This window comes from Taylorella asinigenitalis MCE3, from assembly GCF_000226625.1.
Classification (GTDB): Bacteria; Pseudomonadota; Gammaproteobacteria; order Burkholderiales; family Burkholderiaceae_B; genus Taylorella; species Taylorella asinigenitalis.
The window spans coordinates 942,445-956,858 of record NC_016043.1 but is presented as its reverse complement, the minus strand read 5'-3'; the positions used below and the strand labels follow the sequence as shown (position 1 = coordinate 956,858).

Annotated in this window: 16 protein-coding genes; 13 read left to right on the top strand and 3 right to left on the bottom strand. The window is 37.7% G+C overall.

What is annotated here, in order from left to right; all coding sequences use genetic code 11:
* The first annotated feature begins 104 nt into the window (after window positions 1–104).
* The 5 genes from TASI_RS04630 (at window position 105) to TASI_RS04610 (ending at window position 3,588) form a co-directional block, all read left to right on the top strand.
* On the top strand, window positions 105–521 hold the full coding sequence (locus tag TASI_RS04630; RefSeq protein WP_014111608.1) for a thermonuclease family protein: 417 nt from the start codon (window positions 105–107) through the stop codon (window positions 519–521).
* A gap of 103 nt (window positions 522–624) precedes the next feature.
* Window positions 625–1,239 carry a nitroreductase family protein gene (locus tag TASI_RS04625; RefSeq protein ID WP_014111607.1) on the top strand — a complete coding sequence of 205 codons (615 nt, stop codon included), beginning with the start codon at window positions 625–627 and terminating at the stop codon, window positions 1,237–1,239.
* 212 nt (window positions 1,240–1,451) lie between these two features.
* On the top strand, window positions 1,452–2,396 hold the full coding sequence (locus TASI_RS04620) for an energy transducer TonB (protein WP_044978061.1): 945 nt from the start codon (window positions 1,452–1,454) through the stop codon (window positions 2,394–2,396).
* Window positions 2,397–2,414: 18 nt separating this feature from the next.
* Window positions 2,415–3,134, top strand: a complete 720-nt coding sequence (locus tag TASI_RS04615) for a MotA/TolQ/ExbB proton channel family protein (protein WP_028883653.1) — start codon at window positions 2,415–2,417, stop codon at window positions 3,132–3,134.
* Window position 3,135: 1 nt separating this feature from the next.
* Window positions 3,136–3,588: an ExbD/TolR family protein gene (locus tag TASI_RS04610; protein WP_014111604.1), complete on the top strand. Its 453-nt coding sequence runs from the start codon at window positions 3,136–3,138 to the stop codon at window positions 3,586–3,588.
* Between the two features lie 8 nt (window positions 3,589–3,596).
* Here the strand turns inward: TASI_RS04610 and TASI_RS04605 are convergent, their stop codons facing one another.
* Together TASI_RS04605 and TASI_RS04600 are read right to left on the bottom strand one after the other, a co-directional pair.
* Complete coding sequence (locus tag TASI_RS04605; RefSeq protein WP_014111603.1) at window positions 3,597–4,091, bottom strand: TM2 domain-containing protein; 495 nt, start codon at window positions 4,089–4,091, stop codon at window positions 3,597–3,599.
* A 2-nt stretch (window positions 4,092–4,093) separates the two neighbouring features.
* A complete protein-coding gene (locus TASI_RS04600; protein WP_014111602.1) occupies window positions 4,094–4,882 on the bottom strand; it encodes a ferritin-like domain-containing protein in 789 nt (262 codons plus the stop codon).
* Between the two features lie 466 nt (window positions 4,883–5,348).
* Here TASI_RS04600 and TASI_RS04595 point away from each other — a divergent pair, with 466 nt between their 5' ends.
* Entirely contained in the window at window positions 5,349–6,824 is a 1,476-nt protein-coding gene (locus tag TASI_RS04595; protein ID WP_228359730.1) for an ABC transporter ATP-binding protein/permease, read from the top strand.
* Window positions 6,791–7,192, top strand: coding sequence for a GNAT family N-acetyltransferase (locus TASI_RS04590; RefSeq protein ID WP_014111601.1), 402 nt, complete (start codon window positions 6,791–6,793; stop codon window positions 7,190–7,192). Before TASI_RS04595 ends, TASI_RS04590 begins: the two co-directional genes overlap by 34 nt.
* A gap of 52 nt (window positions 7,193–7,244) precedes the next feature.
* On the opposite strand, the gene TASI_RS04585 is transcribed toward TASI_RS04590, so the two are convergent.
* A complete protein-coding gene (locus TASI_RS04585) occupies window positions 7,245–7,631 on the bottom strand; it encodes a SirB2 family protein (protein WP_028883658.1) in 387 nt (128 codons plus the stop codon).
* Window positions 7,632–7,705: 74 nt separating this feature from the next.
* On the opposite strand from TASI_RS04585, the gene TASI_RS04580 reads away from it, so the two are divergent.
* From TASI_RS04580 to TASI_RS04555, 6 genes are all read left to right on the top strand, one after another.
* Window positions 7,706–8,470: a TSUP family transporter gene (locus tag TASI_RS04580; protein WP_014111599.1), complete on the top strand. Its 765-nt coding sequence runs from the start codon at window positions 7,706–7,708 to the stop codon at window positions 8,468–8,470.
* Between the two features lie 63 nt (window positions 8,471–8,533).
* Entirely contained in the window at window positions 8,534–11,008 is a 2,475-nt protein-coding gene (gene rnr / locus TASI_RS04575; protein WP_014111598.1) for a ribonuclease R, read from the top strand.
* Window positions 11,008–11,745 (top strand): 23S rRNA (guanosine(2251)-2'-O)-methyltransferase RlmB, encoded by a 738-nt coding sequence (gene rlmB, locus TASI_RS04570; RefSeq protein ID WP_014111597.1) that lies wholly within the window; start codon window positions 11,008–11,010, stop codon window positions 11,743–11,745. The genes rnr and rlmB overlap by 1 nt, the downstream gene beginning before the upstream one ends.
* A gap of 1 nt (window position 11,746) precedes the next feature.
* The gene (locus TASI_RS04565) at window positions 11,747–12,988 is read left to right on the top strand and encodes a cystathionine gamma-synthase family protein (protein ID WP_014111596.1); all 1,242 of its coding nucleotides are present in this window, start codon (window positions 11,747–11,749) and stop codon (window positions 12,986–12,988) included.
* A 78-nt stretch (window positions 12,989–13,066) separates the two neighbouring features.
* Window positions 13,067–13,348, top strand: a complete 282-nt coding sequence (locus tag TASI_RS04560; RefSeq protein ID WP_014111595.1) for an HU family DNA-binding protein — start codon at window positions 13,067–13,069, stop codon at window positions 13,346–13,348.
* A gap of 77 nt (window positions 13,349–13,425) precedes the next feature.
* The gene (locus TASI_RS04555) at window positions 13,426–14,409 is read left to right on the top strand and encodes an HlyD family secretion protein (protein ID WP_014111594.1); all 984 of its coding nucleotides are present in this window, start codon (window positions 13,426–13,428) and stop codon (window positions 14,407–14,409) included.
* The last annotated feature ends 5 nt before the right edge of the window (window positions 14,410–14,414 follow it).

Below are 14,414 nucleotides of genomic sequence, written 5' to 3'. Positions count from 1 at the left end.
TAGCTAAGAGGTGGGTTTGGCCCACCTTTTTTTTATGCTATTTTTGTCCACCATAACTTGATTTTGATGTTTTTTTAATAGAAACTTTGGCAATGGAGACGCATATGAAAAATATTTTATTTATATTCCTTTATTTCTTTTGCTTACAGATTGCCGACGCAAAGTTAATTAATTGTAAAGTTGTTGGAGTTGCCGATGGGGATACATTTACATGCCTTACTAAAGAGAAAAATAGATATAAGGTAAGATTAGAAGGCATAGATGCACCTGAAAAAAGTCAGCCATATGGGACAAAATCAAAAGAGAAACTCTCAGATCTGATCTTTAAAAAAGATGTTCAAATTAAGTACGAAAATTTTGATAAGTTTGGCAGAGTTCTAGGACATATTTACTCCGATATGAAATATATTAATTTAGTAATGGTTCAATCTGGATATGCCTGGGTATTTAGGAAATTTAATAAAGATCCACATTTGGTGGAGGCGGAGAGCATTGCCAAAGAAAAGGGGATTGGAATATGAAGTGAAAAAGACCCGATATATCCCAGCGATTACAGAAAACTAAAAAGAAAATTTTAAATTCATATACGTTTACTATAATTAAATTTTGTTTTAGAGGTTTCACATGAATTATTTAGAATTAGCTCAATCAAGATACACAACAAAAGTCTATGACCCTACTAAAAAGGTTTCTGATACTGATATCGATACACTTAAAGAGATATTGAGACTCGCACCGTCATCTATTAATAGTCAACCGTGGCAGTTTACTTTTATTTCTAATCAAGAACTTAAAAAAGAGCTAGCACCTTATTCTTTTCACAATGATGCAAGGGTTACAGATTGCAGTCATATCCTTTTAATGTCAGTTTATAAATCTGTAGAGTCGCTTGAGAAAAACATGCCAAATTACTTAGCACCAAATCATATTGAGTATTATGAAAAGAGGGCTAAGCCTAAGGGTGATCAAATGCTTCAAATTTGGATGATGGCACAGGTTTATATTGCTCTTGGATATATTCTCCCAGCAATTGCCTCATTAGGTATTGATTCTACGCCTATGGAAGGAATTGAGCATGAAAATTGGGCTAAGGTACTATACAAATATCAGGGTGAAAGTGAGTATATACCAGTAGTTGCAGTTGCATTAGGATATAGAAGTGATGATGACTATAATCAGCTTTCTAAAAAACCTAAAACAAGAAGGTCTATCCAAGATATTATTAAAGAGATTAAATAATTTAGTAATAAACCTTAAAAATTAAGTAGGAATTCATCAAAATTCCTACTTTTTTTTACATTTTCAAAAACACTCAAACGATAAAAATTTAACAATAAAAGCCTATTATTTGGGCAATAAAAAAGATTTTATTTGCACATTAAGAATTTTCTGATAGAATCTCAAACGTTAATGCGAATTATTATCATTAACGATTTAGAATAATTATATTAATGAAAAAGCAGAACAAAGACAATTTTCTGACAGGGGCTGTATTTGCCTTTGTTACAGTATCCCATATACTTGGATTTTCAGGATTTTTGAAAGTAAACCCTCCTAAATTGGAATTAAGTATAGATAGTCTAGCCTATGTAGACTTATCAGGTTTGTCTATGGAAGGAACTTCGGCAGGTGGTGAGCCTGCTGAATTACCTGAAGTTACTGGAAGTATGGTGCCTCCTGAGCCTGAGCCTATACCTGAACCGGCAGAAATACCGCCATTGCCTGAACCTGAGCCAGAACCTGAACCTGAACCTGAGCCAGTACCTATTCCTGAACCAATGGAGATACCTCCATTGCCAGAACCTGAACCAAAGCCTATTAAGGAAGAGCTTAAGCCAGATGTAGTGGTCCCTCCAAAACCTGAGCCTAAGCCTGAGCCTAAGCCTGAACCAAAACCAGAGCCTAAGCCGAAACCGAAGCCAAAGCCTAAGCCAAAACCAAAACCAAAGCCTAAGCCACAACCAAATCCTAAGGAGCCCGTAAGCACCCTTAGAAAAACTACAGGTCCATCTGAAAACACTGGTTCTGAAGCCAAAGGTCTTTCAGATAATGGTAAGGGATCAGGAGTAGGTAATGCAAATAAAGAGGGCGGAAATACTGCTGGGTCTATTACACCTGCAACTCATATTGGCGGGCATTTAAATAATCCAAAACCTCCTTATCCTCAAGCATCAAAAATGCGAGGAGAAGAAGGTTCCGTCGGATTGAGGGTACAAGTGACTGCAGATGGCCGTGCATCTAATGTGCAGGTCGTTAAAAGTAGTGGTTACTCACGTCTAGACAATTCTGCTAAGAAAGCGGTTGAGAAATATAGATTCTCACCTGCAAAACAAGGCGGAAGGGCAATTCCGTATACATACACGTTTTCAATTAACTTTAAGCTAAATAAAAGATAAATATCAGAGGAAGAAATTATGGATTTAACATTAGTTTTCAAACAAGGAGACCCAGTACTGATAGCGGTTTTCCTAATTTTGATTCTTATGAGCATAATCACGTGGACAGTGATCATAGTGAGAGCTATAAAGCTACTTGTCGTGAAAGGAAAAAACAAAAAGGCTCTCTCTAAAATTTGGTCTTCACGGGATATGAATGAAGTTGAATCATTCGTGAATAAAGATTCCTCTTCAGTTTCTAGGGTTGCTGAGGATGGAATCATTGCCATGAAAAAACATACAAGTTCAGATGGAAATTTCTTGGGCCGTGAAATTTCATTAGATGAATTTGTAGGACGTGGTCTGCGCAATAGTATTAAGCAAACAATGCGCGGATTTGAAGGTGGTCTCACAGCCTTGGCATCTATCGGTGCAACAGCTCCATTTATAGGCTTATTTGGTACAGTTTGGGGTATTTATCACGCTCTTATAAATATAAGTAAAGAAGGGCAGATGAGTATTGCTGCGGTTGCAGGCCCTATTGGTGAAGCATTGGTTGCGACTGCTGCTGGTCTTTTTGTGGCAATACCTGCGGTACTAGTCTACAACGCTTTGGTACGTTCAAATAAAACACTACACCAAGACTTAGACGCATTTGCTCATGATTTTTATCCGCAAATAATTTCTAGGGCACAGATTTATTGCCAACAAAATAATGTGCATGCATCTAATCAACAAGTAATAAATCAGGAGCTTTAATATGGCATTCGGATCTATGGGTTCAGGAGATGGGGACGATTCAGCTCCATTAGCAGACATAAACGTTACGCCCCTAGTGGACGTTATGCTTGTTCTACTTATTGTATTTATGATAACTATGCCAGTGCTTACGCACTCAATTCCACTTCAGTTGCCAGTAGTATCCTCTAATTCTGATGTGCAGCCTAAGGAGCCGTTGAGGCTATCAATCGACAAAGATGGGAATTATGCATTAGGATCAGAGCTTTTAGATTCTGAAGATGATTTAGAATCTAAATTAGTTGCTGCTCACAAGGAAAATTCTGATGTGGTTTTAGCTATTGCGGCTGATAAATCGGTGCCATATGAATTCGTAGCAAAAGCACTAAGCAAGGCTAAGAATTCTGGTATTGCTAAGGTTGGTTTCGTCACCCAACAAGAGGATGCGAAACCAGTTTCGAAAGCTAAAAACTAAAATCAATATTAAGAGGCACTGGGGTATTTAATATTAAATTCAGTATCGGACATAAAGGCAAACCTAATAGCATCAAATATTCCGATAAGCACTACTAAAGGTGCAAATATTAAGGAAAGAATTAAATACAGTACCCCATAACCTACCTGTCTAAGATAGAATCTGTGAGCCCCAAGCCAACCAATTAATAACGCAAGAATGATGGCCATGCGCTTACGGTTTACATTGCTTACTTGAGACCTAGGGTCATTCGAATTGACGGTTGACTGTCTTTTGACAATCCATATAGTAGCTATCACTGCAATAATAGCCGCAATGACCAGTTTCCAAGGATTATCAATAATAAAATTATAAAGAGCCCTGTAGTAGTACACGATAAAATCGTACAAACCACCAAAGAGATAATCTAATAAATCGACTATCCTTGAGAATAACCCTTCACCTAAATATAAGGCGAGAATGGCCGCTAAAAATACAATTACACCAATAAATATAGGCAGCATAGTTACTCCAAATTTTTCAACCAATTCAGGGCTTCATCAGAGAAACCCGCATTTTTTCTACCATCAAGATTAAATGGTCCCTTAGGTTTTTTCATTCCATAGTTCTCTAGCAATTCTTGATATGTTCTAAGCGGATCGACTCCTTCAGAATCGCAAACATAGTTAAACCACTTAGTACCAAACTTCACGTGACCAATTTCATCTCTTAGAATAATTCCTAAAATCTCAACGGCCCGCATATCTCCCGCTTGACGCAACTTATCCTGCATTGCTGGATTAACATCTAGTCCACGTGCCTCCAAAGTCACAGGAACTAGAGCAAGTCTTGCTTTTAAATTATCCGCAGTTTTCTCACAGATATCCCATAAGCCACTATGAGCAGGAATATCTCCGTAATCACAATCTAAGGTCCGCAAATGATCACGAACAAGTCCAAAGTGATAAACCTCTTCTCGAGCCACTTGAAGCCAGTCAGAATAAAACTCTTTTGGCATATCGGGAAAACGCCATACAATATCAAGGGCTAAATTAATTGCATTAAACTCGATATGTGCTATGGAGTGAAGAAGGCTAGCTCGTCCTGCCAATGACCCCGCTGTTCTATGAGCAACTTCTTTAGGGTCAATTAGCACAGGCTTATCAGGTCTACCTGGAAGGTTTGAAGAAGGTGTTAAAACCTCTTGCACATCTAAGGTGGCAATGTCCCCGCATATAGCCCGAGTAAGCTCACATTTACGATCTATGTTATTTTCTTCTAATGCTTCTAAGGCGAGATTGCGCAAATTGGGCATCAAATATCCTTACAGTTTTATTATGTTTTGACTTCAAAAACGTTTCATAAATCTTAATACTTTATATAATACTAATTCGCAAAAAAACAAATAACAAATATTGAGCCTTATTTCTCTTAATTTCAAACGATGAATTGGTCAAAAGAGCTATTAGATAGCCTGCAATGGGTAGCAGGGTATTATTTATTCTGCCTAATCTTTCTTGCTTTGGTTGGGTTCATTATAGTTAAAACTACTATTTGGGGAAATCAGTTCTGGTTTTTAGCTAGAAAATTCCTTGACCCAAGACTAACTAGCTATAAATATAAATACTATCCCCTCATTGGGTTCGCTATTATTTTATTTGTGGACATGTTGGGAGTCCGTTTAGGAGTTTTATTTTCCTATTGGTATAAGAACATGTATGATGCCCTTCAAAAAGTAGACGAAACTACTTTCTGGTTGCAGATGGGGGGTTTTTTCAATCTTGGCAACTATACATGTTATTAGAGCCTTAATAGCTTATTATTTATCAAATAAATTCAGAATTCGATGGAGAGAAAACCTTAATGATGATTTACTTTCTAAATGGTTGGGAAATAGAAGCTATCTAAGAAGTTTTTATCTTTCAGAACCCATAGACAACCCCGATCAAAGGATTCAATTAGACATACAATCATTTGTTACTTATGCCCTTGATTTGACATTAGGTTTATTGAGTTCTGTAGTTTCTATCATCGCCTATACGGTTATTTTGTGGAATCTGTCAGGACCTATTGAATTCTCAAGTTTCACTATTCCTCGGGCTATGGTGTTTATTATTTATATCTACATATTGATCACCACAGTAGTCGCATTTAAGATTGGACATCCATTAATTCGCTTAAATTTTATTAGTGAAAAAGTAAATGCGAACTATCGTTATTCATTAGTACGTATTCGTGAATATGCAGAAAGCATTGCATTTTACGCAGGTGAGAAACTTGAACTTAAAAAATTACAAAAAAGGTTTAAGGAAGTTATCAAGAATTTCTGGGACATCATTTTTAGAAATCTTAAATTTCAAGGTTTTAATTTAGTAGTTTCTCAAGCTTCGGTGGTTATTCCATTTATTATCCAAGCACCGCGTTTTTTTGCTGGAAAAATTCAATTAGGTGATATGGTTCAAACAGCCCAGGCGTTTTCAACCCTAAGTGGCTCATTATCATTCTTTCGTGAAATCTACGATAATTTTGCTGCATTTAAAGCAGTTCTTGATCGTCTCACAGGGTTTTATAACAATATATTTAATGCAGAAAAATTACCTCAACCTAATCTAAATCATGACGGTGAAAAGTTGCTATTAAAGGGTGTAGATATATTTACGCCTTCCCAAAAATTATTAGTTGAAGATCTAAACTTTGAATTACAAAATGGTCAAGCTCTGTTAATTCAGGGAGCTTCAGGCGCAGGTAAAACTACTTTGTTTAGATGCATCTCAGGCTTATGGCCATATAGTAACGGTGTGATTACAGTCCCTAAGGATAATGTTATGTTTTTATCTCAAAAAACATACTTGCCCGAGGGTGCTTTGATTGATACCCTTTATTATCCAAATCCTGTAAGTGATTATAAGAGTGATGAAATAGAGAGGATTTTGGATATGGTGGCATTGCCACATTTAAGGGGAAGGCTACAAGAAGAAGGGAATTGGTCTCATACATTATCTTTAGGAGAGCAACAACGCATTGCCTTAGCCAGAATTTTAATCAATCAACCTAAAGTTATTTTCTTAGATGAAGCTACATCCGCAATGGATGAGGGCCTAGAATTTAACATGTATAAAATGCTGAGGGAACAAATGTCTGATTCTAAGATTATCAGTGTGGGTCACCGTTCAACACTTGTTCAGCATCACACACATTTACTTGAGCTTCTTGGAGAAGGGTATTGGAACTTAAAAGAATTGAATCAAATGGATTAAGTCTTCAGATTGGTCCCTGGGATTTACTAAAATCCTTTGCCATACCTGTAAGAAGCATTGTTTTTATCGAGGAACAAAATGTTCCTGAAGAATTAGAACTCGATGAATTAGATAAAGACTGTATTCATATTGTTGCTTTTAATGACCATGAACAACCAGTTGCAACCGCAAGACTAACCCCTGATGGGCATATAGGTCGTATGGCTGTTTTAAAAGAGTATCGAGGAAAGGGCGTGGGAGCAATGGTTTTAAATTTTATTTCCGATGCCGCTAAAGATGCAGGATATAAAAAAGTTTGCCTAGCGGCTCAACTACAAGCAATAGGTTTCTATGAAAAATCAGGTTTTGAATTAGTAGAAAATGCTTAAATTTTTTACGATGCAAATATTCCTCATAAGATGATGTGTAAGCTTATTTAACTTAAAAGATTAAAGCCCATCCAAGCGGAGATTTGTATTTAGCCATACCAATTATCCATACAAATACAGAAACAGCCGCTATTGAATAGGCTGTTTTTTGTTTTGAAGATCTAGACTTTTTAAGTGCTTTGTGTCCAAGCAAAACATAGAGAACTAAAAGAAGAATTTTACAAATGATAAACCAGTGATTTAGTCCATAAATTGAAACTAACATCAAGGCACAGATAAATAGGACCGAGTCGATTAGGTGCGGCAAATATTTAGCCCATGCTTGTTGAAGTAAATGAGGCTTTATATAGGAAATAACTATTCTGAATATGAACAGTGAAATGCTAAGATAAGCTGCATGTTCATGAATGAATTTTATGTTTTGATAATACTCAAGCATACTAAGTATAAAAATAAAATATCATATACCTTTTTGTAGGAATAATAACGCTAACCTTTTAATTTATAGGGATTATGGAACTCGATTTTAGTTTATTGCACTTGTTGTTGCTGTTGGCTGTGGGGCTTGTTGCTGGCTTTATTGATTCTATAGCTGGGGGAGGTGGATTAATAACAATTCCAGTTCTTATGCTCTCAAATATTCCTCCGCTTTCAGTATTTGCAGTAAATAAAATTCAGGGTGTAGCAGGTTCATCGACAGCCACTTTCACGATGCTTAGAAAGGGGATAATTAATTTTAAAGAGATGCGGATACCATTTATGGCGTCATTGACAGGGGCTGTTCTCGGGGCCATTGCCATTCAATTTCTTAATGATAAGGCTCTAAGTATAGTAATTCCAATTGTGCTCTTAGGAATAGGATTTTATTATTTGCTCACTCCTTCTATAGGGAGTGTGGATTCTGAACCGCGTATGTCTAAAGGTTTATTTAACAGCACAGTAGTGCCTGGTATCGGTTTTTACGATGGCGCTTTTGGCCCTGGGACTGGTTCTTTTTTCTCCCTTTCTTATATTTTGTTGCGAGGAAAAAATATTATTCAAGCTACTGGCTCGGCTAAGGCTTTAAATTTCGCTAGTAATGTAGCTTCGATGTTGGTATTTGTCCTAGGTGGATATGCTATCTGGAGCATTGCCATAGTAATGTCAATAGGTCAAATTATCGGAGCTTACTTAGGATCTCTTGTGGTTATTAAAAAAGGTGCATCGTGGATTAGGCCTATGGTAGTGGTCATGTGCTTTTTAATGGTGGCACGTTATCTATATGAACAATTTTTCTAATATGAAAAATAATTAAAAAACTTTCTAGTTAAAATAAACTCACTGTAAATTTAGGAGTCGTAAATGGTGTCAAACAAAAATAAAAAAAATGCCCCATTGGACATTCCAAATAATCTCGCCCTAGAAACTGGCATTGAATATGACCCCGATGTTCCTAGCCGCGAAGAAATCTTAAAATTTATGCGCGAGCATAAAAAACAAATTGGCTTAGATGCTCTTTCACGTCACTTTAAACTAACTCGTGATTCTGCCATTCAAGGCTTAGCAAAGCGTCTATCGGCTATGCTCAGAGATACTCAACTTGTATCAGTTAGACAGGGTTACAAAATAAACGATAATTTAGATGATCTTATTACTGGAACCGTACAAGGACATAGAGATGGTTATGGATTTCTGATTCCAGATGACTGCAACGAGGATATTTATCTTCCTGAGCGAGAGATGCTTAAGGTTCTGCATGGCGATAAAGTTACTGTTCGAGTTGTTGGAGATAACCGTGGTCGTCCTGAAGGTGCTATTTTTGAGATTCTTGAAAGGGGTACGGAAAAATTAGTTGGACGTCTTTTAAAAGAACAAGGGCAGTGGGTTGTTGTTCCAGAAGATAAAAGAATTAAACATGACATTATTATTCCTAGTGCAGATATATTGTCAGCTCGTCACGGAAATGTAGTGGTTACTGAAATAGTGCGACAACCAACCAGATACTCTCAACCGATTGGAAAGGTGATAGAGGTTTTAGGTGATATTGATGACCCAGGCATGGAAATTGAGATTGCTATACGTAAATTTGATGTTCCAGCGGTATTCTCAGAAGCGACGCAGAAATTAGCGAAAACATTTCCAAAGGAATTAAGGGCATCTGATTATAAAAATAGAGTTGATTTACGTGATGTGCCTTTCATCACAATCGATGGAGAGGATGCACGTGATTATGACGATGCGGTATATGCAGAATTAGTAAATATAGGATCTGAAAAACGCAAAAGATTGGCTTGGCGTCTTCTTGTTGCTATTGCAGACGTTTCACACTACGTGAAGCCTGAAGATGCTTTAGATTCGGACGCTCAGGAAAGAGGCACTTCAGTATATTTTCCTCGACGTGTGATTCCAATGCTCCCTGAGGTGCTCTCTAATGGTCTTTGTTCGTTAAATCCTGAAGTCGACCGTTTAGTTTTGGTTTGTGATATGGTCATACCCGAAACAGGAGTCAAGGCAGGTGAAGTCTCTGCATATCAATTTTATAGTGCCGTAATACATTCGCACGCTCGCACGACATACACTCAAGTCTGGGATATGATTCAAAATGAGGCTGGTCCATCATCTCAAAAATTTAAAGATATTCGTCCAAATGTGATGGATTTATATCAATTATTCCAATTGCTTCATTCTAAACGTCAAGCTCGTGGAGCAATTGATTTTGATACGGTTGAAACTAAGATAATTAGTAATGATATGGGTAAGATTGAGCAAATCGTACCGTTTATTAGAAATAATGCTCATAAATTAATTGAAGAGTGTATGCTTGCAGCAAATACTTGTGCCGCTGATTTTATTCTCTCAAAAAAGAATCAAGGTCTATTCCGTATTCATGAAGGACCTACGACCGAAAAATTAGAATCTCTAAGAAGCTACTTAAGAAATATTGGATTGACTCTAGAAGGTGGTGCAGAGCCTCATTCAAAAGATTATGCGAAGATGATTGAATCGGCGAAAGCGAGACCAGACTTTCAAATTATTCAAACCCTAGCTTTACGTTCTATGCAACAAGCTATATATAGTCCAGATAATGTAGGGCACTTTGGCTTAGCATATGAGGCGTACACACACTTTACCTCTCCTATTAGACGCTATCCAGATTTGCTTGTGCATAGAGTTATTAAGGGAATTTTATCGGGGAAAAAATATAGCCCGAGTATTGAGGGATATGAGAGAGTTAAGGGGGAGCCTCAAAAGGTTTATGAACATGGTGTATGGGAGAGACTAGGAATTCAGATGTCTGCTATGGAACGCAGAGCTGATGAAGCCTCAAAAGATGTTGAATCATGGCTTAAATGCTGGTTTATACGCGAACGTACGGGTGAAATTTTCAGTGGAAAAGTCTCCTCTGTTACACCATTTGGATTATTCGTAACCCTCGATACTCTCTATGTAGATGGATTAATCCATATTTCAGAGTTAGGGGCGGATTTCTTTCACTACAATGAGGCTACTCAAGAATTAATCGGTGAGAGGACTGGTAAAAGATATAAGCTTGGAGATTCTTTGCATGTGCAGGTTGCAAGCGTTAATTTAGAAGCACGTAAAATTGATTTCCTACCCGTGAAAGGGATGACTTATTCGAATGTTCAAAAAGAATTAGCGGCGATGGACGAGGCCATTGCCACCTCAAAAAGTTATAGAAAAAAGGCCGCAAAAACTAAGCCTCAAGAATTAAAGGGCATGACAGCTCATCAAAGACGTGCAAAGCAGAAACGAGAACAAAGAGATGAGTTCAAAAAATCTAATACAAAAAAATCCTCGCGTAAAAGAAGGAAATAATGTCAAATACTCAATTACTAGCGGGCTTCCATGCGGTTAATGCCCGCATAAAACATGCCCCCGACTCGGTAAAAGAAATATATTTTGATTCAAGCAGAAGGGATGCACGCATGCAGTCTTTGCTCGATAAAGCAAGGCAGTGCAATCTAAAAATTTATGGCGTGGATATTCAAAGGCTCGACTCCTTGGCTAAAGGGACCAGACATCAAGGGGTAGTTGCAATTGCCACTACTCAACAGCTTTCTGTTAACGTGGACGATGTTTTGGATGTAATCACTGAACCCGCTTTTTTGCTTATTTTGGATGGGGTAACGGATCCGCACAATTTAGGTGCATGCCTAAGAACAGCCGATGCAGTGGGTGTACATGCGGTTATTGCCCCTAAGGATAAGTCGGTAGGTCTTAATGCTACAGTTCAAAGGGTCGCATGTGGCGCGGCGGAAACGGTGCCATATATCATGGTTACGAATTTAGCAAGAACAATGCGATCATTAAAAGAGAGAGGAGTATGGCTTATAGGTACATCTGATGCGGCTGACTCAAGTATTTACGACATAGATGCAAAATTACCCACTGCTTGGGTTATGGGGGCTGAAGGCGATGGTATGCGTCGCCTAACTTCAGAAACATGCGATCAACTTGTAAGCATTCCAATGATGGGCTCAATAGAGAGTCTAAATGTAAGCGTTGCGAGTGCTGTGTGTTTATATGAAACTTTGCGTCAAAGGTCTCAATAAAATGAATAATGAAAACTCTCTTATAACCAATGTTTTACATTCGGACAGAAAATTAGAAATCGATACCCGTCCTGTTCAATATCCAATTCATGCGACCCTTCATTATGCTTTTGATAAGGTTGAGGACTTAATCGCTACATTTCAAAGTAATCCAGGATATGCCTATTCTAGGCAAGGGACCCCTACAACTACGGCTTTAGAGACAAAGATTAATGCAATGGAAGAGGGAGTGGGTACAGTTTGTTGCTCTTCTGGCATGGCGGCTATTGCAGGTGTATTTCTAACCTTGCTAAAAGCTGGTGACCACTTTATTTGCTCGCATTATATCTTTGGAAATACAAATAGTTTCTTTAGCACATTAATGCGTTTTGGTGTGGAAGTGACTTTTGTAGATACTACTAGAGTTGATGATCTTGAGGCAGCACTTAGGCCAAATACAAAATTGGTTTTTTCCGAATCCATTGCCAACCCTATGACGCAGGTGAGCGATTTAAAAGGAATAGGCGATTTTTGCGAAAAGCACGGGCTTATATTTTTTCTAGATAACACCATGCTAACGCCTGTTGTGTTAAAGGGGAGCGATGTGAAAGCCTCCCTTGTAATGCATTCATTGTCAAAATCGATGGGCGGTCACGCAAATGCCTTAGGCGGATCAATTACGGATACAGGTTTATATGATTGGTCGAATTACCCTAATATTCATGAGCGATATCGTAAAGACGATAGTAAAAAATGGGCCATTACGCAGATTAAGAAAAAGTATTTGCGCGATATGGGGGCGACCCTTTCTGCTGATTCAGCTCATAAAATTTCTGTAGGCTTAGAGACAGTGGAGCTGCGTGTTAGGCGTGCCTACGAGAATGCATTGGGTTTGGCTAAATATTTAGAGCAGAGTCCATATTTTAAAAATGTCAAATACCCTGGGCTTAAATCTCATGCACAGCATGAACTTGCAAGCTCTCTTACCGGTGGCAATGCCTACGGATTCCTCATTTCTGCTGAATTATCAGAAAATCTTGATATGAAAGCGGTGTTGAATAATTTTAAAACCATTATTTTGGCATCGCATTTAGGGGACAATCGTACCCTTTGTATACCCGTAGCCCAGACAATTTTCTATGAAATGTCTCAAGAAACCCTCAATAACATGAATATAAGCCATAATACTTTGCGCTTTTCAGTTGGAATTGAGTTATTATTGGATATAATAAAAGACATAGAGCAAGCAGTAGAAGCTCATTGACTTTAATCCTAATATTATTTAGGTTCGTTTTGTAAGTAAACACTTATAATTTTTTCTTTAGTACACATAGGGGTCCAAATGAATAAAACCGAATTAATCGAAAAAATTGCAGATAAGACTGATTTATCTAAAGCGGCTGCTGGTCGTGCTCTTGATGCTACTATCGAGGCTATCAAAGCTTCATTGAAGAAAGGTCAACCAGTTACTTTGGTAGGTTTTGGCACTTTCCGCGTTAATGTTAGGGCCGCTCGTAAAGGACGCAATCCACGCACTAAAGAAGTTATTCAAATCAAAAAAGCTAAAGTACCTAAATTTGTTCCAGGTAAAGCTCTTAAAGAAATCGTTAACGGTGGAAAATAATTAATTTCAATTCCATTTGTTTCATTTTGTAAAAAAGCCTGTTGTAACAGGCTTTTTTGTTTTTATAATATTTGGCTATGAAAAAGATAATCGTTGTTATTATTGTTCTGGCTGCTGTAGCTGGCGGTGCATATTGGTATTTCACTAAAGAAAAGAAATCATTGCCAGAGGGGATTGTATCTACCAATGGTCGACTAGTAATGGATCGTATGGATTTGGCTAGTTTGTATCCTGGTAGAGTTCAACAGATTCATGTTATTGAAGGCGAAGATGTTAAGAAAAATCAAATTCTAGTCTCTTTATCTTCTGAGCAATCTAAATCCCAACTTGCGGCTACTGAAGCCGCTCAAAATAGAGCGAAAGTTGCTACTGAGAGGGTTAAATCGGAGATTGATGCCAGAACTCAACAATTAAAAGTTGCAGAATTAGAGTATTCAAATGCTCAAAAACTCTATAACCAAAGACTTATTTCTCAAGTTGAACTATCCCGTAGAAAATTAGATTACGAAACAGCAAAAGCTGCAGTTGATGCAGCATCAGCAGGTTTGGCAGAGGCTGAGGCTGGAGTTGATCAAGCTCAAGCTCAAGTTAATGCCGTTAAATCAGCTGACGATGATATGGTAGTGCGTGCTCCTATTGATGGAAGAGTTGAATTTGTAATCGTTCAACAGGGAAATGTTATTGGAGCTGGTAGCAAAGTGGTATCTTTGTTGGATCCGACTGATATATATATGAATGTATTTCTCCCTACACAAGACGTTGCCAACTTAAAATTAAATTCAGAAGCAAGAATTGTTTTAGATGGGGTAGATGCTGTGTTTCCAGCAACAATTACTTATATTTCACCAAAAGCTCAATTTACTCCTAAGTATGTAGAGACCAAAAGTGAACGTGATAAATTAATGTATAAAGTTAAGCTTCAGATTCCTGCTGAGCTTGCAGTAGAACAGGAAAAATATTTAAAAGGCGGTCTTACTGGTGTTGCTTACTTTAACTTTGTTGACTCATCAAATTGGCCTGCAGAACTAGAATTAAAAAATCCTCCTCTACAAAATAACTAAGGACG